This window comes from Pantoea sp. X-Soil-TKNS-1211 (genome assembly GCF_059730495.1).
On sequence record NZ_AP035953.1, the window covers coordinates 495,633 to 522,580 of the forward strand.

The 26,948-nt window shown below is 55.0% G+C and carries 22 protein-coding genes; 17 read left to right on the top strand and 5 right to left on the bottom strand.

Annotated features, from left to right (window positions below):
• Positions 1-2: 2 nt before the first annotated feature.
• On the bottom strand, positions 3-1,514 hold the full coding sequence (locus tag AC6I8W_RS02190; protein ID WP_497836802.1) for a sialate:H+ symport family MFS transporter: 1,512 nt from the start codon (positions 1,512-1,514) through the stop codon (positions 3-5).
• A gap of 410 nt (positions 1,515-1,924) precedes the next feature.
• Between AC6I8W_RS02190 and licT the strand changes: the two genes are divergently transcribed.
• Positions 1,925-2,788 carry a BglG family transcription antiterminator LicT gene (gene licT / locus AC6I8W_RS02195; RefSeq protein WP_497836803.1) on the top strand — a complete coding sequence of 288 codons (864 nt, stop codon included), beginning with the start codon at positions 1,925-1,927 and terminating at the stop codon, positions 2,786-2,788.
• Positions 2,789-3,149: 361 nt separating this feature from the next.
• Here the strand turns inward: licT and AC6I8W_RS02200 are convergent, their stop codons facing one another.
• The 3 genes from AC6I8W_RS02200 to AC6I8W_RS02210 all read right to left on the bottom strand — a co-directional run bounded on the left by AC6I8W_RS02200 (position 3,150) and on the right by AC6I8W_RS02210 (position 7,571).
• Complete coding sequence (locus AC6I8W_RS02200) at positions 3,150-4,544, bottom strand: glycoside hydrolase family 1 protein (RefSeq protein ID WP_497836804.1); 1,395 nt, start codon at positions 4,542-4,544, stop codon at positions 3,150-3,152.
• Between the two features lie 15 nt (positions 4,545-4,559).
• Positions 4,560-6,425, bottom strand: a complete 1,866-nt coding sequence (gene bglF / locus AC6I8W_RS02205; protein ID WP_497836805.1) for a PTS beta-glucoside transporter subunit IIABC — start codon at positions 6,423-6,425, stop codon at positions 4,560-4,562.
• A gap of 210 nt (positions 6,426-6,635) precedes the next feature.
• Positions 6,636-7,571 (bottom strand): LysR family transcriptional regulator, encoded by a 936-nt coding sequence (locus AC6I8W_RS02210; protein ID WP_497836806.1) that lies wholly within the window; start codon positions 7,569-7,571, stop codon positions 6,636-6,638.
• Positions 7,572-7,718: 147 nt separating this feature from the next.
• Here AC6I8W_RS02210 and AC6I8W_RS02215 point away from each other — a divergent pair, with 147 nt between their 5' ends.
• From AC6I8W_RS02215 to AC6I8W_RS02255, 9 genes are all read left to right on the top strand, one after another.
• Positions 7,719-8,675: a PDR/VanB family oxidoreductase gene (locus AC6I8W_RS02215; RefSeq protein ID WP_497836807.1), complete on the top strand. Its 957-nt coding sequence runs from the start codon at positions 7,719-7,721 to the stop codon at positions 8,673-8,675.
• The gene (locus AC6I8W_RS02220; RefSeq protein WP_497836808.1) at positions 8,672-9,877 is read left to right on the top strand and encodes an amidohydrolase family protein; all 1,206 of its coding nucleotides are present in this window, start codon (positions 8,672-8,674) and stop codon (positions 9,875-9,877) included. Before AC6I8W_RS02215 ends, AC6I8W_RS02220 begins: the two co-directional genes overlap by 4 nt.
• Positions 9,867-10,322 (top strand): RidA family protein, encoded by a 456-nt coding sequence (locus tag AC6I8W_RS02225; RefSeq protein WP_497836809.1) that lies wholly within the window; start codon positions 9,867-9,869, stop codon positions 10,320-10,322. The genes AC6I8W_RS02220 and AC6I8W_RS02225 overlap by 11 nt, the downstream gene beginning before the upstream one ends.
• 14 nt (positions 10,323-10,336) lie before the next feature.
• Positions 10,337-11,215: a creatininase family protein gene (locus AC6I8W_RS02230; RefSeq protein WP_497836810.1), complete on the top strand. Its 879-nt coding sequence runs from the start codon at positions 10,337-10,339 to the stop codon at positions 11,213-11,215.
• A 14-nt stretch (positions 11,216-11,229) separates the two neighbouring features.
• Entirely contained in the window at positions 11,230-12,201 is a 972-nt protein-coding gene (locus AC6I8W_RS02235; protein ID WP_497836811.1) for an ABC transporter substrate-binding protein, read from the top strand.
• Complete coding sequence (locus AC6I8W_RS02240) at positions 12,198-13,031, top strand: ABC transporter ATP-binding protein (protein ID WP_497836812.1); 834 nt, start codon at positions 12,198-12,200, stop codon at positions 13,029-13,031. The genes AC6I8W_RS02235 and AC6I8W_RS02240 overlap by 4 nt, the downstream gene beginning before the upstream one ends.
• Positions 13,028-13,831: an ABC transporter permease gene (locus tag AC6I8W_RS02245; RefSeq protein ID WP_497836813.1), complete on the top strand. Its 804-nt coding sequence runs from the start codon at positions 13,028-13,030 to the stop codon at positions 13,829-13,831. Before AC6I8W_RS02240 ends, AC6I8W_RS02245 begins: the two co-directional genes overlap by 4 nt.
• A gap of 23 nt (positions 13,832-13,854) precedes the next feature.
• A complete protein-coding gene (locus AC6I8W_RS02250; protein ID WP_497836814.1) occupies positions 13,855-15,246 on the top strand; it encodes an FAD-binding oxidoreductase in 1,392 nt (463 codons plus the stop codon).
• A gap of 103 nt (positions 15,247-15,349) precedes the next feature.
• Positions 15,350-16,627 (top strand): TonB-dependent receptor, encoded by a 1,278-nt coding sequence (locus AC6I8W_RS02255; protein WP_497836815.1) that lies wholly within the window; start codon positions 15,350-15,352, stop codon positions 16,625-16,627.
• A gap of 79 nt (positions 16,628-16,706) precedes the next feature.
• Here AC6I8W_RS02255 and AC6I8W_RS02260 read toward each other — a convergent pair whose 3' ends face one another.
• On the bottom strand, positions 16,707-16,847 hold the full coding sequence (locus AC6I8W_RS02260; RefSeq protein WP_497836816.1) for a hypothetical protein: 141 nt from the start codon (positions 16,845-16,847) through the stop codon (positions 16,707-16,709).
• A gap of 202 nt (positions 16,848-17,049) precedes the next feature.
• Between AC6I8W_RS02260 and kup the strand changes: the two genes are divergently transcribed.
• From kup to cydC, 7 genes are all read left to right on the top strand, one after another.
• Positions 17,050-18,915 carry a low affinity potassium transporter Kup gene (gene kup, locus AC6I8W_RS02265; RefSeq protein WP_497836817.1) on the top strand — a complete coding sequence of 622 codons (1,866 nt, stop codon included), beginning with the start codon at positions 17,050-17,052 and terminating at the stop codon, positions 18,913-18,915.
• A 189-nt stretch (positions 18,916-19,104) separates the two neighbouring features.
• On the top strand, positions 19,105-19,710 hold the full coding sequence (locus tag AC6I8W_RS02270) for a DUF2913 family protein (protein ID WP_497838091.1): 606 nt from the start codon (positions 19,105-19,107) through the stop codon (positions 19,708-19,710).
• A gap of 95 nt (positions 19,711-19,805) precedes the next feature.
• A complete protein-coding gene (locus tag AC6I8W_RS02275) occupies positions 19,806-20,006 on the top strand; it encodes a hypothetical protein (protein WP_497836818.1) in 201 nt (66 codons plus the stop codon).
• Positions 20,007-21,013: 1,007 nt separating this feature from the next.
• Positions 21,014-22,456, top strand: a complete 1,443-nt coding sequence (locus AC6I8W_RS02280) for a cytochrome ubiquinol oxidase subunit I (RefSeq protein ID WP_497836819.1) — start codon at positions 21,014-21,016, stop codon at positions 22,454-22,456.
• Between the two features lie 16 nt (positions 22,457-22,472).
• A complete protein-coding gene (locus tag AC6I8W_RS02285; RefSeq protein ID WP_497836820.1) occupies positions 22,473-23,519 on the top strand; it encodes a cytochrome d ubiquinol oxidase subunit II in 1,047 nt (348 codons plus the stop codon).
• Positions 23,520-23,526: 7 nt separating this feature from the next.
• On the top strand, positions 23,527-25,287 hold the full coding sequence (cydD, locus tag AC6I8W_RS02290; RefSeq protein WP_497836821.1) for a thiol reductant ABC exporter subunit CydD: 1,761 nt from the start codon (positions 23,527-23,529) through the stop codon (positions 25,285-25,287).
• Complete coding sequence (gene cydC, locus AC6I8W_RS02295; RefSeq protein ID WP_497836822.1) at positions 25,284-26,927, top strand: thiol reductant ABC exporter subunit CydC; 1,644 nt, start codon at positions 25,284-25,286, stop codon at positions 26,925-26,927. The genes cydD and cydC overlap by 4 nt, the downstream gene beginning before the upstream one ends.
• Positions 26,928-26,948 lie beyond the last annotated feature (21 nt).

Consider the following 26,948-nt stretch of genomic DNA (forward strand, 5'->3'; position numbering starts at 1 on the left):
TTTCAGGGTTTGCCTGAGTTAAGCGGGGTAAGATCCTGTGCGGCACGTTCTTCACGGGTGAATGCGCCAGCAAGTGGGGTGCCATCGACGGTGTCGTAATGGCGCAGCGCCTGCGGTTTCAGCCAGCGCTGCACGCGCGAGGGCATATCAAAGCCGATCAACAACATCACCACGAAGGTAAGGCCAAACGACAGGCCACCGAGCGCGCTGCCCAGTGAGGCGTGTTGGGCAATCAGCGCGCCCAGCACCGGTGCCAGTGCACCGCCGAGCGAGCCGATGTTGTAGATAAAACTGAGGTTGGCCGCGCGTTGTTCGGTATCGAAGTAGCCGCTGATCATCTTCGCCAGCAGGCCGCCGACGCCCTGGCTGAACAGTTGTTGCAGGAAGATAAGCAGACATAGCAGCCAGACGCTGGAGCCGTTGAGCATAAATACCGGGATGATAATCATCTGGGCGATCAGCAGGCTCAGCACATAGGTTTTGCGGGTGCCGATACGATCGGCGGCGATCCCCGCCACACAGCAGCCGAGGCCCATGCCGAAGCGGCTAAAGGAGAACACCAGCGCCACCACTTCCGGCGAGTAGTGCAGCTCGGTTTTCAGATAAGTGGGCAGCAGCGCGTGGATCGGCCAGCCGTAGAGAAATACGCAGACGATGGTGACAGTAAGCATCAGGCTGGTGGGCCAGCGTTCGCCGCCGCTCTGCACCAGAAAACGGATAAAGATTGCCGCGATGATCACTGCCAACACCCCGGTCACCAGCCCTGAGGTTTGATGGTCAAAACAGAAGTAGAGCGCGATGGCAGCCAGCAAACCGAGTAACAGGTTGAGGGTATTGCGCCCCTGGTTCGGCCCGCGAAACAGCGTGTCGATCATGGTTTCTGCCGGTTTGGCGGCTTTGGCTTTGGCCGCTGCCCACTCTTCGGCTTCCGGGATGGCGCGGCGTAGCCACAAGGCATAAAACACCGGGATAATGCCGAGGTAAAACAGCGATCGCCAACCCCACAGCGGCACTACCCAGCTATACGCCATCACTGACAAAATCGCCCCAGCGGAAAAGCCGGAGTTGAGGAAGGCGCTGGCTTTATTGCGCATATCTTTCGGCCAGGTTTCGATGGCATAGGCGGAGCTGGTGCCATATTCGCCCGCCATGCCAATCCCAACCAACACGCGGGCAATAAACATCCAGGTATAATTGGGCGCGATACCGCAGGCGAACGTGCCACCGGCAAATAATATAATGCTGGTGATCATCGCACTTTTACGGCCATATTTATCGCCCATAGCACCGAGCGCCAATCCACCAAACCAACGCAAAATAAATGCGGCAGAAATTAATGCGGCAGCTTCAGCGGTGGTGACATTAAATTCCGCCATTATTTCCGTCAGCACTAAGGTAATAATGACGAAATCAAAACCGTCCAGCATATAGCCCATCCATGCGGCCCAGAAGGCTTTCCATTGCTGGCGATTCAGCCGTTTATACCAGGGTAATAGCATCGTTTTTTCAGGCATGACTGACTCCTGATGTTATTTATAGGGTAAGAGGAAATAAGCGGCGCGTAGGCACGTCCGGTTCAGGGTATTTATTTTTCTGTTTGATGAAGCCTACCGGATAAATAGCGTGTTACGGATGTTGTGTTACGGCTAACGGTGGAGTGATCACGAAATAAAAACCAGGATTGATTTAACTCAATGATAAATAAATTTATTGAATTTTATTATGGGGGGATAAATTTATTGTATGGTGCTCTGCTATCATCAGTGAAAAGAAACGGAGCCGGGTCACATTTATCCCGATTTCAGCTTGCCGTGTGATGCCAGGCATTTATGATGGAGCGGATTGTTACTGTGTTCCTCCACACAGGCAAAACCTGACAGCTCGCTTCGCGGGAGGTCAGGTTTTTTCGTTTTCAGGGTGCCAAATGAAGATTGCGAAAATACTTAATAATAATGTGGCCATCGTGCTGGGCGAGCAGGGCCAGGAACAGGTGGTGATGGGGCGCGGGTTGGCCTTCAACAAACGCGTCGGCGATCCGTTGGATGCTCAGTTGATCGAAAAAGTGTTTGCGTTACAGAATCATACGCTGACTCATCGTCTGAGCGAGCTGTTGTCGGAGATCCCGATCGAGGTGATCACCACCACCGAGTTGATCATCGCCCGAGCCAGAGAGCAACTGGGATCGAAACTGCACGAAAGCCTGTCGATCGCGTTGTGCGATCACTGCAACTTTGCCATTGAACGGCATCGGCAAAATTTGCCGATCCGCAATGTGTTGATCTGGGAGATCAAAACCCTCTATCCCAACGAGTATGCGCTGGGGTTGGAGGCGCTGGCGATCATTGAGAAACGCCTCGGTGAACGCCTGCCGGAGGATGAAGCCGGTTTTATCGCTATGCATCTGGTCAATGCTCAGCTCGACAACGATATGTCGGATGTCGCGCATATCACGCGGTTTATGCAGGATATTTTGCAGATTGTGAAGTATCGCCTGCAGCTGGATTACCGTGTTGAAAGCCTGAGCTACAACCGCTTTGTTAACCATCTGAAATTTTTCGCGCAGCGTATGCTGGGCAAACGTGGTGTGTGCAGTGAGGATGAATCACTCCATGATGTGGTGCGTGACAAGTACCCGGAAGCGTACCAGTGCAGCATCAAGGTGGATCAGCATATTCAGCAGAAATACCACTACGCCTTGTCGAATGAGGAACGGATGTTTCTCACCATCCATATTGAGCGGGTGCGGAAAGAGACGCGGGCGTTGCAAATCGGGGATGACGAAGCCTGAATATTCCGTAATGGCGCGATAAATCGCGTAATGCTTACTTACTCTGCTGTGGGGCCATAGCCCCTCTGCTGCTGCCGGGCAGTCCTCGCGCCGCTGACGCGGTGTCTTCGGCTTCAACGTCGTGCCGACGGACCGTTCGGGGAAGTCCATCCCTGTCCACCCCGAACTGACTCACGCATCCCTGCGTGAGTCTCCTGGCACAACGTCAAAGCCTCAGCGCTGCGGATAGCCCTTTTCAGCAGCAGAGGGGCTATGGCCTTCACGATTGTGCCCTTTCTGACAACACACACCAGACGGCGTTATCACCGATTGCTTAACTGACCAGCATTACACGATAAATCGCGCCGTTACGACAGGTGCTTTACTTCAGAGAGGCACCGTGGCTGCCAATCACTTCCTGATACCAGAAGAAGCTTTTCTTACGTGAACGCGTCAGCGTGCCGTTGCCGTTGTCATCACGATCGACGTAGATAAAGCCGTAGCGTTTGGAGAACTCTGCTTTTGAAGCGCTGACCAGATCGATCGGTCCCCAACAGGTGTAGCCCATCACTTCCACGCCGTCCTCAATCGCTTCACGCACCTGCACCAGATGGTCATTGAGATACTGAATGCGGTAGTCATCGTTGATGCTGCCATCGGCTTCGACCTTGTCTTTCGCGCCCAGGCCATTCTCCACGATAAACAGTGGTTTCTGGTAGCGGTCGTACAGCAGATTCATCAGGATACGCAGCCCTTCCGGGTCAATCTGCCATCCCCAGTCGGAACTGGCGAGATGCGGGTTTGGCACCATCGACAGAATGTTGCCGCGCGCTTTCTGATTCTCTTCTTCATTGGTGGTGACGCAACCGGTCATGTAGTAGCTGAAGGAGATGTAATCGATGGTGTTTTGCAGGTCGCGTTTGTCCTGATCGGTAACGTTGATCTGGATCTGACGGTCGGCAAAGAAGCGTTTCATATAAGCCGGATAGTAACCACGTACCTGCACATCACCGAAGAACAGCCATTCACGGTTCTGCTGCAGGGTTTCCATCACATCCGCCGGGCGGCAGCTAAGCGGGTAGAGCAGCGCACCGAGCAGCATGTTGCCGATTTTGCCTTCTTTAACGATTTCATGGCAGGCTTTGACCGCACGGCCACTGGCGACCAGTTGATGATGGATAGCCTGATAAATATCCTGCTGGTTGCTCTCTTCCGGCAGACCGACGCCAGTGAACGGTGCGTGCAGCGACATATTGATTTCATTGAAGGTCAGCCACAGTTTCACCTTGTGCTGGAAGCGGGTGAATACCGCGCGTGCGTAACGCTCGAAGCAGTCGATAGTGGTGCGGCTGCCCCAGCCGCCGTATTTTTTGATCAGCCCGTACGGCATTTCATAATGCGACAGCGTGACCAGCGGCTGAATGTTGTATTTCGCCATCTCGTCGAACAGGCGATCGTAAAAGGCCAGCCCTTCTTCGTTCGGCTCGGCTTCGTCGCCCTGTGGAAAGATGCGCGTCCAGGCAATTGAAGTACGTAGCACGGTGAAGCCCATTTCGGCGAACAGTTTGATGTCTTCCGGGAAGTGGTGGTAGAAATCAATCGCGGTGTCTTTAATACCGAAATCACCGGCGTGGCGCTCAACGCGATCGCCAAAAATGCCTTTCGGTTGCAGATCGGAGGTGGATAAGCCTTTGCCACCGGTCTGATACGCGCCTTCTACCTGATTGGCGGCAACGGCACCGCCCCATAAAAATCCATCCGGGAAACGTAAGGTCATCTTGTAGCTCCTCAATTATTTCACCGCACTGAGTAACGGCGTACAGGCCGTTACCGTTGACGGTTGCAGGGATAAAACATCAATAAATTCATCGCTGTTGGTGACCACGACTGGCGTGGTGAGATCGTATCCAGCCGCCTGAATGGCGCTCAGATCGAACTCCAACAGCAGATCACCTACTTTCACCACATCATCGACGGTGACATGCGGAGTGAAAAATTTTCCATCCAGTTTAACGGTGTCGAGACCGACATGAATCAACACCTCTACGCCATCCTCGGCCGTCAGCCCAATCGCGTGGTGGGTGCGGAAAAATGATGACACTACACCATCAATCGGCGACACCACGCGACCATTATCCGGCACAATCGCGACACCCTTGCCCAGCAGGCCGCTGGCGAAGGTCTCATCTTTGATCGATTCCAGCTTCAGTACCTTGCCCGAGATCGGGCTAAACACGGTTTGTTTGCGCACTGGTGACGCATCGGCAGTCGGCGCTGGGGCAGTTTCTACCACCGGAGCGGGGGCAGGCAGGCCAAACAGCCAGGTGGCGATGGTGGCGAACAGCAACGCGACGATGGCACCGGCAAAAGAGGCGTAGACGCTGGCATCAATGCCGCTGGGCGGCACCACCTGAATAAAGGTGAAGATGCTGGGGAAACCAAATGAATAAATAGTGGTGTGCCAGAAACCGAGGATTGCCGCACCCAGCGCGCCGCCGACGCAGCCAAAGATAAACGGACGACGGTTGGGCAGGGTGATGCCATACACCGCCGGTTCGGTGATGCCGAAGATGCTGGCGCTAAAGGCAGAACCGGCCATCGCTTTCACTTTGGCATCATGGGTACGTAACATCACACCGAGCGTGGCACCCGCCTGGCCGAGCACCGCAGGCATCAGGAGCGGCAGCAGGGTGTCGTGGCCAAAATTGGTGAGGTTATTCAGCATAATTGGCACCAGTCCCCAGTGCAGACCGAAGATCACACACACCTGCCAGATAGCGCCCATCACCGCACCAGCGATGGTCGGGCTGAGGCTGTAGATCCACAGATACCCTTCTGCCAACATGCGGCTCAACCAGGTGGCAGCGGGGCCGATGGCGAGGAACGTCAGTGGCACGGTGATAATCAGGCATAGCAGCGGGGTGGTGAAGTTGCGCACCGCGCCGGGCGAGCGGGGATGTACCGCGCGTTCCACCAGGCTGGCAACCCAGGAGGCAAAGATAATCGGGATCACTGACGAGCTGTAGTTGATGATCTCCAGCGGGATGCCGAAAAAGCGCAGACTATCGCCCTGTTGCTGCTGTTCCAGCGCAGTGAGGATCAGCGGATGGACCAGCGCGGCGGCGATAGCCATGCCGACAAACGGGTTGCCGCCAAATTTTTTGCTGGCGCTGTAGCCGAGCAGAATCGGCAGGAAGTAAAACAGGCCATCACTGGCGACAAACAACAGCTTGTAGCTGCCGGTCTCCTGATGCATGACGCCCAGCACCAGCGCCAGGGCCAGCAGTCCTTTGATGATACCGGAGGCGATCATCACGCCAATAAACGGGGTAAAGATGCCGGAAACCAGATCGATAAAACGAGCGAACAGCGTTTGTTTGGGTTCATCGGCGCGATCGCTGCTGTCGTTCTCCAGTCCGTGGCGGCTAGCCACCTGCTGATATACCTCGCCAACGTGGTTGCCAATCACCACCTGATACTGGCCGCCGCTCTCCACCACCATGATGATGCCGGGATTATTCTTCAACGCGGCGGTCTGTGCCTTACCCGGCTGCTTGAGTTTAAAGCGTAAACGTGTGGCGCAGTGAATCACGCTGATGATGTTGGCTTTACCGCCGACACCTTCGACAATTTCGTCGGCCAGTTCCTGATATGGCATACCTACTCCCGCTGATAATCGCTGTTGTTCTCGGGTTGTCCCGGATTGGAGGCAAAAAAAAACCTAAATCGCACCGCGCTCGAAAAATGAATGCGGTGCGATTTAGGTTTTGCCTGATGTGCAGTAACAATCCTGAATCGCGAACATCTTCAGCAATCAATGGCAAACTGGCAAGAGGGGAAAGGGAGGAAGTGTGAGCCGAGTCAAAAATTACGGGGCGTTTTGCCCCGCCAGCGCCTCTTCGTTTTGCATTAGGGCGAAAAACGACTCCAGCTCGCGCAGCATCATCGAGGCGGCAATGGAGAGCTGACGCTGTGGCGCAACGCACAGCGATAGGGTAAACGGCTTCAGCATGCCATCAATCAACGGGATAAACTTCAACTCACCACGCCGGTATTCATCCACAATATCCAGCCAGCACATCAGACTGATGCCAACGTCATCGCGTACCAGCGAACGCAGCATATGGATATTGTTGGTGCGACCCACCTCATTCAGCGTAATGCCAGAGCTGTTGATCAGCGCTTCAAGCGGCTCGGCCAGCATCAGCGGCGCGGCGGGGACGATAAACGGCCAGGATTCACAATGGCTGAAGCGGATAGTCTCCAGCTTCGCCAGTGGGTGCTGGCTGCTGACCACAATACCTAGCCGCAAATCAGCAAACGACTTCACCAGCAGTTCGCGCGAGCTTTGTGGATTAAGCATGATGCCAAAATCTGCGTCGCCACTGGTCAGCGCATTGGCGATATGGATGTTGCTCATGGTGGTGAGCGTAAAGGAGATGCCGGGATATTCGCTGCGAATACGTTGCAGAATCGCCGAGAAAAAGCCACGGTTGATGGCATCAATGGTGGCGATATGCACGTGGCCGTGGCGCAGGCCGCGCAGATCATCGAGCTGAGTACAGACGCGACCAAATTCGCGTTGCCAGTTTTTCGCCGCGTTCAGCAGGATTTCCCCGGCCGCCGTCATACGTAATCCTGATGGATGACGTTCAAACAGCGGCATATCCAACTGCTGTTCCACCCGCAAAATCTGTCGATCGATGGAGGATGCCGACACGTGAAGTGTCTCGGAAGCCTTGCGCAGTGAACCCTGGCGGGCTACCTCGGTGAAATAGATCAGAAACCGGGAGAAGGCGAACATAACGGGTGCTCTCTTTTTTGCAACGCTTCGTGCGAATTAAACTGATGGACGCTTACACACAGGCAAAATAATAATCGCAATCACGATAAAAACAAGACTACGCGCGGCCTCCCGGCTGATGACGTGTCCGTCGTATGCAGGATTATTATGAAGCAGGCAGAGAATCTGGCTGTCACCGTCATCGCAAAGCAGTTCAACGGTGCTGGCAATGTATTACTGACCCTGGCATCTGCCAGTGTTCACCCACTACCGGTGTTTACCCCCGGTGCCCATATTGATGTGACCATTCCTGACTGCGGTAAGCGGCAGTATTCGCTGTGCTCAGATGCCGGAGCGGCACACTACCAAATTTGCGTCCGTCTCGATCAGGCATCGAGCGGTGGCTCACGTTGGCTACACCACCAGGTGCAGACAGGGGCGAGCTTATCCATTTCCGCACCACGCAACCATTTTCCGCTGCCGGATGCGCCGCGTACGCTGTTGTTTGCTGCCGGTATCGGCCTGACGCCGTTGCTGGTGATGGCCGAGCAACTGGCGGTGCAGAATGCCGAGTTCACACTGCATCTGTATCTTAAACGTCAGGATGAACTGCCGTTTAGCGCACGTCTGGAGCAACTTGGCGCGCGTGTGGTGCTGCATTACAGCAGCGAAGGCGACAGCCTGCGCCAGCGTGTACCGGCCGATCTCAAACTGCCGCATAACAGCGTGTTGGTGAGCTGTGGACCGGCCGGGTTTATGGATCATCTGCAACAGCTGGCGTTGCAACATGGCTGGTGTGCCGATCAACTGCATAGCGAAAAATTCAAACCTGGTGCAACTACGCAATCGGTTGCTGGCGACACGTTCGCGGTAGAAATTGCTTCCAGCGGGGCGCGTTATACCATCAATGCCGATGAGAGCATTGCCGATGTGCTGGAGCGTGAAGGCATTGAGATCGAACTCTCCTGCGAGCAGGGGATGTGCGGAGCCTGTATCACCGGCGTGTTGAGCGGCGAGCCGGATCATCGCGATGAAATATTGAGCCAGAAAGAGCGCGCCGCCAATGACTGCATCGTGCTGTGTTGCTCCCGCGCCCGTTCCCCACTACTGGTACTGGACCTGTGAACGCGTATCCAGGCGCGACAGGCGCGCGTTTACCTCGCTGGCTGCTGCCGCAGGACTGGCCGATGCACGGCGATCAACCGGTGCTGGCGACGTTACATTTCAACGAAGATGGCACCCATATCGAACCCGATCGTGACATTAGCGGCTATCTGGCGCTGAACGGTGCACTGGTGCTGCCGCCGTTGCTTGAACCGCATGCCCATCTCGATAAAACCTTCACCGTGCAGCGCAGCCCGGCGTTACAACCGGGCCTGCTGGCGGCAATTGCCGCCATGCATCAGGACCGGGCGCACTGGAGCGCGGACGATCTGCGCCAACGCGCCCACCAGGCGCTGAACTGGGCGGTGGAGGCCGGGGTTGGCCTGCTGCGTACCCATATCGACTGGTTCTCGGTTGATGCGCCGCTGGCGTGGCAGATCGTCGGTGAGTTGCAGCATCCGCTGTGCACTATCGAACGGGTGGCGCTGGCCCCGGTGACTTTTTTTGCTGATGCCGATCAGGCGGAGCATATCGCCGCCCAAGTGGCCGCCAGCGGTGCGTTGCTGGGCGGTTTTATTCACAGCAGCAACTGGGATGCGCAGGCGTTTACCCACCTGTTGCAGGCGGCAGAACGCTGGCAGCTGGATATTGATCTGCATATCGACGAAGAACTGAGCCATGAAGCGCAAGGGCTGCGCTGGCTGGCGCGCTATTTGCAGCAACATCCATTTAGCGGACGCATTACCTGTAGCCACGGCTGTGCGCTGGCGCAGCAGGAAGACGGTGAGGCGATCCTTGATGTGCTGGCGCAACATCGCGTCACCCTGATTGCGCTGCCGCTGACCAATCTGTTGTTGCAGGACGCGGTGCCGGGACGCACACCGCGCCAGCGCGGTTTAACCCTGATTAAAGAGGCACAGGCGCGCAGTATTCCGGTGTTGCTGGGGGCGGATAATGTGCAAGACGCTTTCTGCCCGGTCGGCAGTTACGACCCGCTCGATACCTTGTTTAGCGGCCTGCTGAGTGCACAACTGGGCGTGGCCTTTGATGAAGCATCGGCACTGATTTGCCAGCGTGCGGCGTTGCATGACGGTGCAAATCTGCTGGCTAACGATTTTGTCATTTTCCCTGCTGCCGAGGCGGCGAGCTGGCCACTGCGTAGCCGCAGTCGCTATCGGTTGAAACAGGGGATCTGTTATGGGGAATTCAGCAATGACGCTTGAAGCAGGGGCGGGTAAACCGCTGGCGAAATATGCCGCGTGGCGACGCGCGGGCGACTTTATCTTTCTCTCCGGCATCATCCCGGTGAACCCACAAACCGCGCTGATCGTGCGTGGTTACGATGATATCCCCGCCGAGGCGCAGCAGCTGTTGGGGCGTACCGGCGAGTTCTCCACCGATATCAAAGAAGGGCCAATTTTGGCGCAGAGCTGGTATGTGCTGGAGAGCATCCGCACCACCATCGAGAGCGCAGGCGGCCAGATGAGCGATGTGATCAAGCTGGTGCAGTACTTCCGCAATCTGGACCACTTTCCTCACTACAGCCGGGTGCGCAAGTTGTTTTACCCCGATACACCACCGGTTTCTACCGTGGTGCAGGTCAGCGAAATGCTGCCCAGCCCGGAAGTCTTAATTGAAGTTGAAGCGACGGCGTGGTTGCCGCAATAACACGAGGAAGCGAGATGTTACATGGTTATATTCCGGCAAACCGCTTTTTGCCGTACCTGAGCTGGACCGATATCGCCACGCTGGAAGATAAAGCCAACACGGTGATTGTGCTGCCGACTGGCGCGATTGAACAACATGGCCCGCATCTGCCGTGTGCGGTGGACAGCGTGATCTCCTCCGGGGTAGTCGGCCATGCGCTGGCACGCTTACCGGCAGCGATCCCGGCGTACGCCATTCCGCCCATCACCTATGGCAAATCGGACGAGCATCTGCATTTCCCCGGCACCCTGACGCTGACCGGTGAGACGCTGCTGCACACCATTCTGGAGATTGGCGAATCGCTGTACCGCGCCGGTTTCCGTAAGTTCCTGATGGTAAACGGTCATGGCGGTCAGCCGCAGCCATTGCAGATGGCGATGCGTGAACTGCGTCTGCGTCATGGCGACATGATCATCATCATGCAGGACACCTTCAAAGTGCCGAACTGCGCCGAAAGTTTTATGGACGAGAAAGAACGGCAGATGGCGATGCACGCCGGTCATGCCGAAACCGCCCTGATGCTGGCGTTGGCACCCGATACCGTGCAAATGGAGAAAGCGGTGGCTAACTATCCACCGGCGTTCCCGTGTCCGACGCTCTCCAGCACCCGTCCGATGGCGGCATGGGCTTCGTATGATTTCGGCCCCAGTGGGGTGATTGGCGATCCGCTGCCCTCCACCAAAGAGCAGGGCGAGGCGATCCTTGAGTCGCTGGCCATCAGCTGGGCGCAGGTGATCACCGAAGTGCATCAGATGACGTGGGTAACTCGTGCCGAACCGGCGTGGGGCACCGGGCAGTGGCAGGGCAAAGTATTAGATCAAAACGACGCAGCATCATTATTACAACCGCGCTAATTCGGGGATCGGCTATGAAAAAAACATTGAGCATTGTCGCCGCGCTTGCTGTGGCATTGTCGGCACCAGGTATGGCCGCCGAGAAATTTACCTTTATGACCAACTGGTATGCTCAGGCCGAGCATGGCGGTTTTTATCAGGCCCAGGCGCAGAATCTGTACCGCGATGCCGGGCTGGATGTCACCATTAAAATGGGTGGTCCGCAGGTGCACACCATGCAGTTGATGGCCGCCGGTCAGGCTGACTGCATCATCAGCGATAACATGCAGGCGCTGGAGTCCTGGCAGCAGGGCGTGGAAGCGGTGCCGGTTGCTACCACCTTCCAGCACTCGGCGATTGTGTTTATTACCCACCCGGATGTGAAAAGCCAGGCTGATTTGCAGGGTAAAACCTTCCTGTTAGCCGCCGAAGCCTATACCTCTTACTGGCCGTGGGCGCAGAGTGCGCTCAACCTGAAAAATGCGCGCGTACGTCCGTATACCTTTAGCGTGCAGCCGTTCCTCGCCGATAAAACGCTGGTGCAGCAGGGCTACGTCACCTCCGAACCGTTTGCGGTGCAGAAAGCCGGTGCGCAGGCCAATGTTTACCCGATCAGCGACTGGGGTTACCCGCCGTACGGCAACAGCATCGTTTGTATGAAATCGACCATCGAGAAACGCCCGCAGGTGGTAGCGGCGTTCGTCAAAGCCTCGATGCAGGGTTGGAAAAACTACCTGGAAAATCCGGCAGCGGGCAACGTGCTGATTAAGAAAGAAAACCCGCAGATGACTGACGATCAGATCGCCTTCAGCATCGCGCAGATGAAGAAGTATCAGATGCTGACCGGCGGCGATGCGCAGACCGGGGGTATCGGCATCATGACCGTACCGCGCCTGAAGCAGACCTGGCAGCTGTTGGTGGATAACAAGCTGATCGATCCGACGAAAGTCCCGTTTGACGGCAGCTATACCCTGAAATTCATTCAAGACGTGAAGGTTATGCCATGAATGCCGCCAGCCGACTGACCCTGATGAGCAATGATGCGCAACCGGTGCCGCTGCATGCGGCCCCCCCGGCGATTGAAGTGCTCTCCGCTGAGAAAATTTACCCGAACGGTACGCGTGCCTTGCTGCCGGTGGACCTGACGATTCGCCAGGGCGAATTTGTCTCGCTGCTCGGTCCGTCCGGCTGTGGCAAAAGTACCTTGCTGAAAATGATCGCCGGGCTGATTGAGCCGAGTGATGGCAAGTTGATGCTGTTTCGTCGCGATCGGCGGGAAAAACAGCGTGATCTGCCGCTATCATTCGTGTTTCAGGAGGCGACGCTGATGCCGTGGAGCAGCGTGCACAAAAATGTGCGCCTGCCGCTCGACCTGGCCGGGGTGCCGCGTGCCGAAGCGGATACCCGTGTGTGTGAAATCCTTGAACTGGTGGGGCTGGGGCAGTTTGGCCATGTGTTGCCGCGCGAGCTGTCCGGCGGGATGCAGATGCGTGTGTCGATTGCCCGTGGTCTGGTGACACGGCCAAAAGTGTTGCTGATGGATGAACCGTTCGGCGCACTGGATGAGATCACCCGTAACAAGCTGGACAGCGACCTGCTGCAATTGTGGCAGGAGCAGAAGCTGACGGTGGTGTTTGTCACCCACTCAATTCAGGAAGCGGTGTTCCTGTCGCAGCGCGTGATCATGATGGCGGCTCGACCGGGTCGCGTGGTGGATGACATCAGCATTGATGCGCCGTTCCCGCGTGATGATGAGTTTCGCGTTAGCCAGCAGTTCACTCAATATGCGCAGCAGTTGCAGCGCGGTCTGTTTGCCGCCAGTCAGGAGAGCAAATGATGAAGAAGCCCTTAGCCGCGCAGCGTAAATTCCAGCAGTGGCTGTTTCCGACGCTGTTCGCCATCGTGCTGTTGTTGCTGTGGCAATTTCTGGTGACCTCGCTGAAGATCCCTGCCTTTCTGGTGCCGTCACCGTTGGTGGTGGCGCAAAGCCTGGTGCAGAACTTCCCGACGCTATTTATGTCCTTGCTCTACACCCTGAAGATCACCGTGATCTCCTTTGCGGTGGCGATTGTGATTGGTTCTGTCGTGGCGTTTTTGCTGGTGCAGAACCGCTTTATCGAAAGTGCGCTGTTTCCCTACATCGTGTTTTTGCAGGTGACGCCGATTGTGGCGATTGCGCCGCTGATCATCATCTGGGTAAAAGACACCACCCTGTCGCTGGTGGTGTGTGCCACGCTGATGGCGGTGTTTCCCATCATCTCCAATACCACTCAGGGGCTGCGCAGCGTTTCGCCGGGCCTGCTGAGTTATTTCAAACTGAACCATGCGTCGCGTTTGCAGATTCTGCTGCGTCTGCGCATTCCTTCGGCGTTGCCGTACTTTTTCGGCGCGCTGCGCATCTCCAGCGGCTTGTCGCTGATTGGCGCGGTAGTGGCGGAGTTTGTTGCTGGTACCGGTGGCACCGATACCGGGCTGGCGTACCAGATTTTGCAGGCCGGTTATCAGCTCAATATTCCGCTGATGTTTGCCGCGCTGCTGCTGATTTCTCTGGCGGGGTTCCTGCTGTTTGCCCTGATGTCCTGGTTAACGCGCCGTGTGCTGGCCGCCTGGCATGAGAGCGAACTCAGCCCGACCTGATACCTCAACTACAGGAAAGAAAGATGTCTGATTCCGATCGTCAGTCTGCACTGGCGGCGCTGGTTGCGGCGTTGCCTGAACTTGACTGGATTAAAGAAGCGCCAAAGGTCAAACGCCTGTCGCGCGATTTTCACTGGTTCAGCCCGGTGCTGAAACCGCAGCTGGAAGAGAAGTTTGCCGAGCTGGCAGTACGCCCGCGTGATGAGCAGGAGCTGGCGGCGGTGGTGGCAGTCTGTGCCGCGCAGCGCATCCCACTTAACCTGCGCGGCGGCGGCACTGGCAACTACGGTCAGTTGATCCCGCTGGAGGGGGGGTTGATGGTCGATATGACCAAACTCAACGCCGTGGTGAGCATGGGGCAGGGTACGGTGTGTGCGCAGGCCGGGATTCGGCTCGGCGAGCTGGAAGCCCACACCCGACCGTTCGGCTGGGAGCTGCGTTGTATGCCCTCCACCTGGAAACTGGCGACACTCGGCGGCCTGTTTGGCGGCGGCTTTGGTGGCGTGGGTTCCATCAATTATGGTCCGCTGGCGGCACCCGGCAACGTGTTGTCGGTGAAGCTGATGACCATGGAAGAGACGCCGCGCATCCTGACGCTGCAGGCTCCAGATGCCTTGCTGCTGCACCACGCATACGGCAGCAACGGCATTGTGCTGGAGATTGAGCTGGCGCTGGCCCCACGTCACGACTGGATTGAACGTCTCGACACCTTTGCCAGTTTCCCGGAGGCGATGGCCTTTGCCGATGCGCTGGCAAAATCGCCAGGGCTGGTGAAGCGTCAGGTAGCGGTGATGGCTGCGCCGGTGCTGGATTATTTCACCGATCTGGCTGAGGCGGATGTGGCGGGGCAGCATGGCGTGATTTCTGTGGTTGGAGTGGAAAGCGACCGGCTCATGCCATCGCTGCTGGCGCAGCAGGCTGGCCGCAGTGCGCTGCGTTTTGCCGAGGGAGAGAACCACGGCCATTCGCTGATTGAATATTGCTGGAACCACACCACGCTCCAGGCGCTGAAGGTGGATAAGACTCTGACCTATCTGCAAACCGCCTATGCGCCGGAAAATTATCATCAGCAGGCGCTGGCGATGGAAGCGCAATTATCAGATGAGGTGATGTCGCATATTGAATTTCTGCGCGATATGAATGGTACCTTAACGTGCAGTGGTCTGCCGCTGGTGCGTTACAGCAATGAAGAACGCCTGAATGCCATCATGCAAATTTACCGTGATAACGGCGTGAAAATAAATAACCCGCACGTTATTCATATTGAAGATGGTAAACAGGGGATGGTGCGAGCGGACGTTGTGGCTATGAAACGCGCCTGCGATCCGTATAATTTACTTAATCCCGGCAAATTACGTGGCTGGGAAGTGCGCGATACATTGCCGGATGTGAAAATAACCGGTGTAAATAATTAATCAATAATAAAACTTTTTTACAGCAAAGCGAGCCACCCTCCGTACATTTATTGTGCGGGTGGCCATGCTTTGCTCTTTTTAAAAAGTGACGAGGCTTGGGACTATGCAATTAAAAACACTGAGTGGTGCGTGTCTTGCGGCGCTGTTTTTCCCGCTTGCTTCGGCTGCACTGGCGGCAACACAAAGTAATATCAGCGATTGTCAGTACGGTGCGAGTGGCGTAAATAGTTTTACCGATATCTTCACCTGCGGCACCGTGAGTGGTAGTTTGCGTACGCTTTATTATTCGACACATAACGCGTATTTCTCTAAAGGATTTAATCAGGACACCGTGAGCTACGGTGGCAGCATCAAATATGAAACCGCACCGTTTTATGGTTTCCGTGCTGGCGTGAGCGGTATTTTTCTGCGCGGCATTGATCATCCTGATGAAGCCAATACCATCAGCGATATTGGTGATAATCAAACCAACGTCGGTGAAGCGTATTTAAGCTGGCAGCAGGATAATTTTAAAATTACGGCCGGTGATCAACGAATCAATATTCCATTCGTCGGTGATTACGACTGGCGTATTACGCCAATTCTGTTCCGTGGCGTTGATGCGAATTACGGCGACAGTACCAATTATCTGCATGCCACCAAAGTCTGGCGTTATAAACCGTGGGGTGACGATCAGTTCCTCAATACCACGGCCTATACCGATGTGGATGAACGCACCAACGGCATGTGGGCACTGGGCGGTGGTCGTGGCACGCAGTGGGAGGGTAAAAAACTCACCGGGCAGTTGTGGTATCAGGAGTACGCTGATTATACGCGTCTGGTGTATGGCGAGAGTCATTTGCAATGGCAGGATACGCTGTTCCAGCCGGATTTTGGCGTGCAATTTATTCGTGGCACCAGCCTGGGCAAAGCGCTCGCTGGTGAGGTGAACAGCACGTCCTATGGTGCACAACTGGCGCTGACCTTTACCCCAGCCCTGAGCTGGAAACTGGGCTATGACCATATCGCCGCCAGCGGTAACAGTTGGAACAACGGTTCGCTGGTGACGCCTTACGCGCACAACACCTCGTCCGGTCCTTACTTTGCACAGCCGTTCTTTACCAGTACGCAGGATCTCGGTAGCGGCAACGCGTATATGACCAACCTGAACTACGTGATGAATGAAAACCTGTCGCTCGGGACACAGTATTCGTTTATGGATCTGAAACCGTCACCGGCTTCGGCCAGCATCAACCAGTCGGAATATCTGGTGTATTTCACCTGGAGTTTCAGTGGCGTGCTGAAGGGCCTGAGTCTGACCGATTTCGCCGGGGTACAGACATCTCCCCTGTATGATTCGCACTTCTGGCAGAACCGTTTAAGCCTGCAATACGATTTTTAAATCATCAGGGAGGTCGCCGGGCCTCCCGCTTTTTTTCGTAGCGGCGCGATTTATCGCGCTTTTTGCTGCCACGTCGACCTCAAATGCGCGCGATAAATCGCGCCGCTACGTCAGCGTTGTCATTTGTCATTACACCGCTGCGCGACAGAATGCTTTCATACAGGGCGGATAACGTCGAAGCCCGGGACAGATTGTGCGAAACCAGAATTAAGCCTGACATAGAATTTTCCCTTTGATCACGATGGAAATCGTTCCCTGTGATTTAAGCCGTCGGCATATAAAAAAGGCGTAAAAAAACGACGGACAGATATAAAAATCAGGCAAAAACGGGAGGTTGTACGCTTTACCCGAGGCAACGCTACCGGGGGCAGCAGCTATAATATTTTCAGTCCGTCACCTCCCTCTGAAAGGATGCGTCTCGTATGGCTTCAGCTAAGCAGTCTCTTCCGGCAGGCATGCTGGCAGCGGCAGGTATCGTGTTCGGTGATATCGGCACCAGCCCGCTGTATACGCTGCGGGAATGTCTTTCCATATTACCCGACGGTGGTACGACGCCCACGGCGGTGATGGGGTTTCTCTCGCTGATTTTTTGGGCGCTGACGCTGATCGTCACCGTGAAATACGTCTGTTTTGTGATGCGCGCCGACCATGATGGCGAGGGTGGAATTCTGACGCTGATGTCGCTGGCACGTCAGCATGTGACTGGCCGGGCCGGATATTTCATTGTGTTGGCCGGGTTGATTGGTGGCGCATTCTTTTATGGTGATGGTGTGATCACCCCCGCCATTTCCGTGCTGTCAGCGATTGAAGGGATCGAAGTGGTGGCTCCGGCACTCGATCACGTGATCGTGCCGTTGTCGGTGCTGATCCTGACCTTGCTGTTTATGATCCAAAAGCACGGTACCGAGCGGGTCAGCCTTGTCTTTGGTCCGGTGATGCTGGTGTGGTTTCTCACCCTTGCCGCGTTGGGCGTACGGGGGATTTTGATGCATCCGGACGTGCTACAAGCCCTGAATCCGTTATATGCGCTGGAATTTCTTAACAGCCATAAGGCGCTTTCGTTCGCAGCGTTAGGCATGGTGGTGCTGGCGGTAACCGGGGCGGAAGCCTTGTATGCGGATATGGGGCATCTGGGCAAAGCGCCGATTCGGCTGGCCTGGTTGATCATTGCGATGCCCGCGCTGGTGCTGAACTACTTTGGTCAGGGAGCGTTGGTGCTGGCCGATGCGGATGCCGTGCGCAATCCCTTTTATCTGCTGGCACCGGGCTGGGCGCAGATCCCCCTGATCGTCCTGGCCACGTTATCAACCGTGATTGCAGCGCAGTCGGTGATTTCCGGCGTTTATAGCCTGACACATCAGGCGATACGCCAGGGATTTCTGCCGCCAGTGCGGATTGTCTACACCTCATCGACGGAATCCGGGCAAATCTACATTCCGGTGGTTAACTGGCTACTGTTTGCCGCCGTGACGGTGATTATTATCTCTTTCCGACAATCTTCTGCGCTGTCGGCTGCGTATGGCATCGTGGTGACCGGCACCATGGTGCTGACGGCCTGTCTGGCGAGCGTGGTGGCGTTCAAAAACTGGCGTTGGCCGCTGCCGCTGGCGGTGGTTTTTCTCCTGTGTATGCTGACCATTGATGTGCCACTGTTTGGCGCCAATCTGATGAAATTACTCTCCGGCGGTTGGGTTCCGGTATTGCTGGCGATGACGATGCTGGTGTTGATGCTGATCTGGAGTAGTGAGCGCTCACTGTTGATTCGCCGTCTGGCGGATGACCCGGTGGGGCTGAAAGCGATGATCAGTTCGCTGGAAGCGGCACCGCCGATGAGAGTCGGAGGCACGGCGATCTTTCTCGCTCGCAAGGAGTATGAAATTCCTCAGGCACTGCTGCATAACCTCAAACATAACCGAGTGTTGCATGAACGTACCGTGCTGCTGCATATCCGCACCATCGACACGCCAAGGGTGCACAACCAGAAGCGTATCAGCATGCAGCAACTCTCCCCTTCATTCTGGCAGGTGACGGCGTCCTATGGCTGGCATGAGGTACCCTCAATGCAGGAGATTTTGCATTTATGCGGCCTGGAAGGTTTTGGCTGCTCGCTTCAGGAAGCCTCGTTCTTTACTTCTCACGACACGCTGGTGATGAAAAAACGCCGTGGGCTGGCACGGGCGAAAGGGGCGATTTTCCATTTCTTCCAGCGTAATGCTTTACGTGCACATGAGCAGTTTATGATCCCGCCAAATAGAGTAATTGAGTTAGGTGGGCAGAAGGAGTTTTAATCTGAACCAGGAAAGATGTTCTGGCAGAAAGACTTTTTAGATGGAATCTCAGAATATTCGTTAGTGATATTTTTAATAATGGCCGAGCACAGCAGAAAGCTGAATGGGTAAGGTTTGCATTCTGGCTAAATTGTATTTCACTTAAACCCACAGGAACAATAGTCAATTACATGGAGTATCGTTGTGAGAATGGAACCGCTGACTGATAAAACCGGACATTTAGCGTGGTGTGCCCTGATTGCGTTGCATGTCGCACGCCTGGATGGATTAGTTCGTTCAGTGTCGCAGGAAAATATGTTCCTGATCCGTTGGCTCGCTACCGCATTGAAACAACATCGCTTTCCCCGTGAGGTCGCTCCCGATATTCACTGGTTGCTGAAACAGGGGCGAACGCTTGGGGCCAGGTCTGAACTGCGCGATAAGCTTGATTATCTCTGGCGTACCTGTAATGGCATATTGCTGGAGCAAAACGATCTATTCAGACTGACTTATGCCATAGAAACCGCGAAGCAAATGGATTTTTCCTTTCATCATCTCAACGACCGGGAATGGTCAGGACGTCGTTTGATGAACGCAAATACGGAGGCGGACGCGATTTATTTATCACGTAACGCGTTGGACGTTTCTTTTAATGAAGACGGAAAACAAATCGCCCCGTTGCTGGTTCGACTGACAGGAAATACCGCACGGCTGGAAAAAATATTTAATCGCTACGGATGGTGCACGATAAACTGTCTCGATAACCCAATGCCTTTTCTTTATCAATTAGTTGTACCTGCACCATTGAGCCAATAGTTTGCGTATTCTATTTTCCCGCTAAAAGCCAACCTAGATGGCCCATCAACTGCGGCCAGATAGTTATTCCCCGAAAACTAAACCAAGGTATAGTAATGGCTACCTTGGTCATTCGTGGAAATGTTATGGTCATCACTCACCTGTTACATCTGCGCGAAATGCTGCAAATGTTGTTCGTTATCCTCTGCGTGATTCTGAAGCATTTTTCCCATCGCAGTTTGTGCTCAAAAATCGTGCTGGCTTGTCTCATCTATACAGCTCAGGCACTACTGTGGTGGTTTTACCCTTCTGGTTAACTCTCACCAGCAACGCCTTGACCGATTGTGCACGGGGTGCGGAAAGGGCTCATGTCCAGCATGGGCCTTTTTCAGGATCCATTTTACTGGCAACCAGCTCTGTAAACTTTCGTCAGGGAATAATAGATCTCGGGAGGTAAATTATAAATGTTACCTATTGGTTATATTTGTTGTAAATAATCGAATGAAAGGTTATTGGTATAGCCATTATGATAATAAGGCTATCGAATTTTTTGTGAATTTTATGTTCCTTTATATTGAATAAAGGTTATCGTAAACCTTGGTAATTATTATTTTTCTGGCAGGAAAGATTCTTTATATAGGGACTGAAAGCGATTTCCCAGATTAATAACAAAAAGCATAAATCAATGTATGATGCTGATTTTTAAATGTAATTTAAGTTGCGTGTAATGTTTTCATTGTCCTTGTATGTTGTAGTTTGACTTAGAAATGCCAACGCCATTAATGATTGATTTTCTTTTGGTTACAGTTGGTTGATTGATTGATTCATTTTTTGTTTCTTGTGAATGAATATAAGATGTCGTGCAACAAAAAAACGATTTACCCACATTTTTCTTGACAATATCCGGGTGGGGAGGAATATACTGACCCTCATTCGGACTACACAGCTCCTATATTGTGCTTTATCGACAATATAAGCGTCTCGAAACCTGGATCATCTCAAATAAGCAAATTTCAGCTCTCAGGATCATTTGCTTATCGTCGAGTACTGTTAGTAGCTTCGTCGGCAATCAACCGGGTGTCAGCATGACCAGATGGTCAGGCTCCACTTCTCTTGTCCATGCTGTCGGATATTATCCTGTTTCTTGTGTGTTTAGCAGGGATAAATGCTAACAATGATGCATCGGCGTGTAGACTAATCCGATGGTGCGGCACCTGTTTCTACACTCCCCGTTCTGACTCTTACCACTTCACCTGCCATGTAAGGGGAAGGGCGTTCGGTTGTCGCTGGCTAATCTGGTCACTTAATAGAAAAGAAGATAGTCATGTTAAGTAACGATCTCACATCGCTGATTACGCGAATCGACTTCGCGCTAATCTCATCAGTACATATCATTTATCCACCACTGACCATTGGTCTGGCCGCGCTGTTGTTCATTTCTGAACTGATGTGGGTTAGAAAAAATGATGAAAAGTGGTACCGCCTGTGTCGCTTTTTCGAAAAGTTGTTCATCGTTAACTTCGGGGCCGGTGTGGCTACCGGTGTCACGATGGAGATGGCTTTTGGTATCCTGTATGGCCGCTTTTCTCAAGCCGCCGGGCCATTCTTCGGCCAGGTGTTGGGATACGAGACCATCACCGCCTTTATGTACGAAGCCGGTTTTATTGGATTGATGATTTTTGGCTGGGGCAAGATCAGCCGTGGCATGCATCTTTTCGCCACTTTTAACGTTGCTCTCTCCTCAACGCTTTCAGCGATGTGGATTCTGGTTGCCAACTCCTGGATGCAGACGCCAACCGGGGTTGAATACAAGAACGGCATCTTCCATGTGACTGATTGGGTGGCTGCGCTTCTCAATCCTAACGTCAAAACCGCCTTCCCCCACATGTTACTCGCCAGCTTCGAGCTGTCGCTGTGCTTCGTGGTCGCGACTTGTGCCTGGTTCGTGCTGAAACGCCGCAATGTCGATCTTTTCCTGCGACCGCTGAAGTATGCCCTGGTTTTGCTGGCCTTCGTGGCGGCAGCCCAGGTCTATATGGGGGATGTGCTGGGTGAAGAAACGCTGGAGCACAAACCTGCAGCTCTGGCTGCGATGGAAGGGCATTACGACACCTATGATTCCGCCGGCAACGTCAACAGCGCCTGGCATATCATCGGTTGGCCGAATGCGGAAGGAAATGGTCTGGCCTGGTCGATTTCTATCCCGCATGCACTCAGCCTGATCGAAACCAAAACCTGGAACGGTCCGGTGCGAGGCCTGAACAGCTTCCCGAAAGATGAGCAGCCGCCTGTGGTGCTGCCGTTCTACGCGTTTCGCGCCATGGCGGGAGCGGGTGGGGCCATCCTGCTGGTCAGCCTGTGGGGTATTTGGTTGATGTGCCGTCGCCGTATGACGGTGGAACTGGCTCCGCGTAATACGTTGTTCCTGTTCATCGCGGTTGCGATGGTGGTGCTGCCTTATGTTGCGGTGATCGCCGGATGGTGGACACGTGAAATCGGTCGTCAACCGTGGATTGTCAACGGGTTGATGCGTACTGAAGACGGTATGAGCGCCATGACGCTTGGGCTGGCTATCTTCTGGCTGGTCGGCTTTGCCATCTTCGAGTCAGCGGTGGTTGCCGGTACGATTTGGTTCCTCGCGAAGGTTGTTCGCCAGGGGCCGGATTTAACCAGCCCGTTGCCGGGTGAAGGTCATGAACACCTCGGCCAGCTCGACCTGCCGGCAGGCGGTCATGCTGATCATCCTGAATACGTAAGACCGGTCTGACGCGGAGAAGACACCCATGGATATGCTTACTCATACCCAGCAATTTCTGACGATTGCCTGGTGGCTGGCCTTTGGCGTCAGCGTGCTGTTGTACATCGCGCTGGATGGCGCAGACCTTGGAGCGGGGATCTTCTCGCTCTTCGTAAGAGATCATGACGAACGCGGCGCGATTATGGCGGCGATGGCGGGTACCTGGGATGCCAACGAAACCTGGTTGATCGTGGCCGGTGGTATCATGTTTGGTACTTTCCCCTTTGTTTACGGTTCCGCTTTCAGCTACCTCATGATACCGATGGCGCTGGTGCTGTGGGGCATTATGTCCCGTGCAGTGGCGCTGGAGTTCCGTCACCTGGCGTCACCGTTCTGGCAGCGATTCTCGGACGGAGTGTTTGGTATCGCCAGCCTGACCGTGACCTTCTTTGGTGGCATGTGTGTCGGTGCCGTGTTGCAGGGATTTGCGCTGGATACCCCGGCGCAGGGCGTGCCGCATTATGCGGGTGGGGCGTTTAACTTTATTTCTCCTTTCTCCATCTGGACCGGCATCTCCTCCTGCGTCGCCATGACGTTCTCTGGTGTGCTGTTTGTACGTGCGCGTTTCGAAAAGTCGGAGCCGATTCGCCAGGATGCCGCGCGCTGGACCGCGACCATCTTCTGGTTAGCGATTGCCGCAGTGGTCATTACCTGGGTGTGGAGCGCCGCGATTTTTGACTGGGCGCGTGCGAAATGGTTTGGTCCGCACTTCTGGATTTGGGGGCTGTTTGGTCTTATTGCCCTGTTCTGCATTGAGCAGGTGCGTCGTGACACCCTGAAAGATAAAGATTTTGCGGCGATTATGTGGTTCAACGGTGCGGCGTTTATTTTGGGCTTCGGGATGTTGATTACCATGTTCCCATGGTTAGTACCGAATACCTGGACCATTTGGGCCGGTGCCAGTCCGCAGGTTTCCCTGATCACCTTTACCCTGACGATGGGTGGGTTTGTGCCAGTGATGATTATGTATAACTGGTATCAGATTTGGGTATTCCGGGGCCGCATCTCTAAACTGGTTGGCTACGGACACTAAACGCATCATGTCGGCTCGTCCTCCCCTTAGTGGAGCGGCCGCTCGTCTGGCGGAACGCTGGCTCTCCAGTCAGCGTCGCCAGGCTGGCGCCTTCTTCTCCCTGTCTGTCACCATGGCAACGCTGAATGCCATCATGATGATTGTCCAGTGCTGGTTGCTGGCATGGTTGATCGACCGGGTTGTCATCGGCGGCAAAGGATTGACCGAACTGTTCCCCGCACTTTGGCTACTGCCTGTCGTGATGATCCTGCGTGCAGGTCTGGACATGCTGCGCCAGGGCTTCGCGTTTGAGAGCGCCGCACGCATTCGACAGACGTTGCGGGGAACGTTACTGGAACGTATCGCCGCACTTGGCCCGACCTGGAGCCAGCAACAGCGTACCGGCAGCATCGCCAGTTCGCTGGGTGAAGGTGTCGAAGCGATCGAAACCTATTTCTCCGCCTTTCTTCCGCAAAAAATCATTATCGGTATTGTGCCACTGGCGATTCTGGTGGCGTTGTTCCCTTCCGACTGGGTGTCAGGGTTGATTATGTTGATAACGGCTCCGCTGGTGCCGTTATTTATGATCCTGGTGGGCAAGGGTGCCGAGAAAATGAGCCTCAGGCAATGGCATAAACTCAGCCTGATGAGTGCGCATTTCTTTGATGTGATTTCCGGTCTGACGACGCTGCGCCAGTCCAATGCGGCCCGCAGGCAGGCGCAGATCATTGCGGTGATTTCCGAAAACTACCGTCATACCACGATGAAGGTGCTACGCGTGGCGTTTCTGTCCTCGCTGGTACTGGAGTTTTTTGCCACCATCAGTACCGCCATGGTGGCGGTCTATGTCGGCTTCCGTCTGTACTACGGTGAACTGGCTTTCCTGCCGGGCCTGTTTGCCCTGTTGCTCGCGCCGGAATTCTTTCGTCCTTTGCGCGACCTCGGAGCGCATTATCACGCTCGCATGGATGCCCTTGGCGCGACCGAAGGCTTGTTAGCCATCCTGAATACCGAGCCGCCAGTGCCTTCGCCAAACAGGGTGGTGCCGGTGGGTGCTCCGCAGGAGATTCGCGTCGAAGGTGTGGGTTATCAGCATCAGGAAGGTGGCGGTGTTGCGGACATCTCCTTTACGCTGCGCCGGGGAGAAACGCTGGCTATCGTTGGAGCGAGTGGCGCAGGCAAAACCACCCTTGCCAGGCTGCTGCTGCGCTTTATTAGCCCAGCCACCGGGCGGATTCTGATTGATGGGCACGATCTCGCCGAGCTGGATTTGCCCGCCTGGCAAAAGCACATCGGCTGGTTGCCGCAGCGACCCACGCTGTTTGCGGGATCAATAGCGGATAACATCTGTCTGGCCCATCCTGAAGCCGGGAACAGCGAGCTGTACGCTGCCGCAACACTGGCTCAGGCGGCAACCTTTATCGAGGCGTTACCCACCAGCTACGCCACGCAGGTTGGCGATGGCGGCCAGGGGCTTTCTGGCGGCCAAATCCAGCGCGTGGCGATGGCGCGAGCAGTACTGACCGCGCCACCGGTACTGATTCTTGATGAGCCGACGGCGGCGCTGGACAGCCACACGGCGCGGCAAATGATGACCGCGTTGGCTGAAGCACTGCCCAATTCGGCACGATTAGTGATTACTCATGATACCGAGGTGGCAGCTATGGCCGATCAGGTATTGGTGTTGTCGCAGGGCAGAGTGATCGAGTCAGGCAAGCCCCAGGATCTGTTGTTGAGTGGCGGTGTGTTTGCTGAGCTTGCACGGCTGCAGAAAGGAGCAACGGCATGAACGACTTACGTCATCTCTTAATGCTGGCGCGTCCCTGGCGGTGGCGAATGGCGCTCGGTATCGGGTTGTCAGTGGTGGTTATCCTGTCGAATGTTACGCTGCTGGCGCTGTCAGGCTGGTTTATCGCTTCGATGGCGTTGGCCGGTGTTGGGGCGCTGACGCTGGAGTTCTTCACGCCTGCTGCCGCCATTCGTGGGCTGGCGGTGCTCAGGACATTCGCGCGTTACCTGGAGCGTCTGGTGACGCACGATGCAACCTTACGGTTGCTGTCGGTACTGCGTGTCTGGTTCTATCAACGTCTTGAGCCGCTGGCTCCCGCCCGCTTACAGGGTTTTCGCGACGGTGATGTGCTGGCGCGCCTGAGAGCCGATATCGATAGCCTGGATAATTTTTACCTGAGAATTCTGGCTCCGGCGATTGCCGGGCTGATCTCATCGATCGCCATTCTGTGCGTGCTGTGCTGGTTCTCTCCGGGTGTCGCTGTCATTGATGGCGTTATGTTGTTGCTCGCAGGGGTTATTGTGCCGCTGGTGGTGGCGTCCCGTACCAGGGAAAGTGGTCACGCAGTCGCGGGATTACGTGCAGCAATTCAGGCCGCGTCGACCGATCTGATTCGTGGCCTTGGTGAGTTACAGGTGGCGGGTGCCGTTGCCAGGCAGGCGCGGCATTTGTCTCTGCTTTCGCAAAAGTTGATTGCCGCACAGCGCCAGCAGGCGTGGGTCGGGGCAGCAGGCAGCGCATTGTCAGCGCTGGCCGGCCAGTTGGGTATGTTTTGTGCCTTTATCCTGTTGGTCGGTGCCAGCCATGCGGGGAGTATTGCCGGTAATGACATCGTCATGCTGCTCTTTGCGGTGCTTGCCAGCACCGAAGCAGTGGCGGCATTGCCAACGGCATTTGCCGCGCTGGGGGTCACACGTGAAGCGGCGCGCCGGATTTTTTCCATGGCAGAGCTTACCCCAACCGTGGTTTTGCCCCATAGCAGTAAAACGCCTGACACCTTCGATCTGGCCTTTGCAACGGTAACCATGCGCTATGCGCCTGAGCAGCCGGTTGTTCTGGATTCACTCAGCTTCCGGATTGCGCAAGGGAAGTGCCTGGCGCTTCTTGGCCCCAGTGGGGCAGGTAAAACCACGATTTTGAACCTGATACAGGGTTTTTGGGATTGTGACAAAGGCGATGTGTTGATTGGTGGCAGTCCGGTAAGAAACTTATCGGACGAGGTATTACGCCAGATCATCTCGGTGGTTGGACAAAAAACCTACCTGTTTAATGCCTCGATCAGGGACAACCTGCGGCTGGTGGCACCTGAAGCGGATGATGCCACCTTATGGCAGGCGCTCACTCAGGCTTCACTGGCTGAGGAAGTTCGTGCTTTCCCGGCGGCCCTGGATACGCTGGTCGGCGAACTGGGTGCCCGGCTTTCTGGTGGTCAGGCGCGCAGGATCTCAATTGCGCGAGCATTTCTGTCGCATGCCCCCATTATCTTATTAGATGAGCCGACAGAGGGATTAGATGCCAGCAATACGGAAATGGTGCTGAATTCTCTAAAAGAATTGGTCAAAGGAAAAACGACGCTACTGGTGACACACCAGATTCAGCCGTTAATCCTGGCAGACAGTCGGTTGATGCTGGAAAGTTAATAAAATAGAAGGCCTGTTATG

Excerpts from the sequence above, each read along its gene's own strand:
- AC6I8W_RS02190 (WP_497836802.1), bottom strand. The coding sequence starts at position 1,514 with ATGCCTGAAAAAACGATGCTATTACCCTGGTATAAACGGCTGAATCGC.
- licT (WP_497836803.1), top strand. The coding sequence starts at position 1,925 with ATGAAGATTGCGAAAATACTTAATAATAATGTGGCCATCGTGCTGGGC.
- AC6I8W_RS02200 (WP_497836804.1), bottom strand. The coding sequence starts at position 4,544 with ATGACCTTACGTTTCCCGGATGGATTTTTATGGGGCGGTGCCGTTGCC.
- bglF (WP_497836805.1), bottom strand. The coding sequence starts at position 6,425 with ATGCCATATCAGGAACTGGCCGACGAAATTGTCGAAGGTGTCGGCGGT.
- AC6I8W_RS02210 (WP_497836806.1), bottom strand. The coding sequence starts at position 7,571 with ATGTTCGCCTTCTCCCGGTTTCTGATCTATTTCACCGAGGTAGCCCGC.
- AC6I8W_RS02215 (WP_497836807.1), top strand. The coding sequence starts at position 7,719 with ATGAAGCAGGCAGAGAATCTGGCTGTCACCGTCATCGCAAAGCAGTTC.
- AC6I8W_RS02225 (WP_497836809.1), top strand. The coding sequence starts at position 9,867 with ATGACGCTTGAAGCAGGGGCGGGTAAACCGCTGGCGAAATATGCCGCG.
- AC6I8W_RS02230 (WP_497836810.1), top strand. The coding sequence starts at position 10,337 with ATGTTACATGGTTATATTCCGGCAAACCGCTTTTTGCCGTACCTGAGC.
- AC6I8W_RS02235 (WP_497836811.1), top strand. The coding sequence starts at position 11,230 with ATGAAAAAAACATTGAGCATTGTCGCCGCGCTTGCTGTGGCATTGTCG.
- AC6I8W_RS02240 (WP_497836812.1), top strand. The coding sequence starts at position 12,198 with ATGAATGCCGCCAGCCGACTGACCCTGATGAGCAATGATGCGCAACCG.
- AC6I8W_RS02245 (WP_497836813.1), top strand. The coding sequence starts at position 13,028 with ATGATGAAGAAGCCCTTAGCCGCGCAGCGTAAATTCCAGCAGTGGCTG.
- AC6I8W_RS02250 (WP_497836814.1), top strand. The coding sequence starts at position 13,855 with ATGTCTGATTCCGATCGTCAGTCTGCACTGGCGGCGCTGGTTGCGGCG.
- AC6I8W_RS02255 (WP_497836815.1), top strand. The coding sequence starts at position 15,350 with ATGCAATTAAAAACACTGAGTGGTGCGTGTCTTGCGGCGCTGTTTTTC.
- AC6I8W_RS02260 (WP_497836816.1), bottom strand. The coding sequence starts at position 16,847 with ATGTCAGGCTTAATTCTGGTTTCGCACAATCTGTCCCGGGCTTCGACG.
- kup (WP_497836817.1), top strand. The coding sequence starts at position 17,050 with ATGGCTTCAGCTAAGCAGTCTCTTCCGGCAGGCATGCTGGCAGCGGCA.
- AC6I8W_RS02270 (WP_497838091.1), top strand. The coding sequence starts at position 19,105 with ATGGAACCGCTGACTGATAAAACCGGACATTTAGCGTGGTGTGCCCTG.
- AC6I8W_RS02275 (WP_497836818.1), top strand. The coding sequence starts at position 19,806 with ATGGCTACCTTGGTCATTCGTGGAAATGTTATGGTCATCACTCACCTG.
- AC6I8W_RS02280 (WP_497836819.1), top strand. The coding sequence starts at position 21,014 with ATGTTAAGTAACGATCTCACATCGCTGATTACGCGAATCGACTTCGCG.
- AC6I8W_RS02285 (WP_497836820.1), top strand. The coding sequence starts at position 22,473 with ATGGATATGCTTACTCATACCCAGCAATTTCTGACGATTGCCTGGTGG.
- cydD (WP_497836821.1), top strand. The coding sequence starts at position 23,527 with ATGTCGGCTCGTCCTCCCCTTAGTGGAGCGGCCGCTCGTCTGGCGGAA.
- cydC (WP_497836822.1), top strand. The coding sequence starts at position 25,284 with ATGAACGACTTACGTCATCTCTTAATGCTGGCGCGTCCCTGGCGGTGG.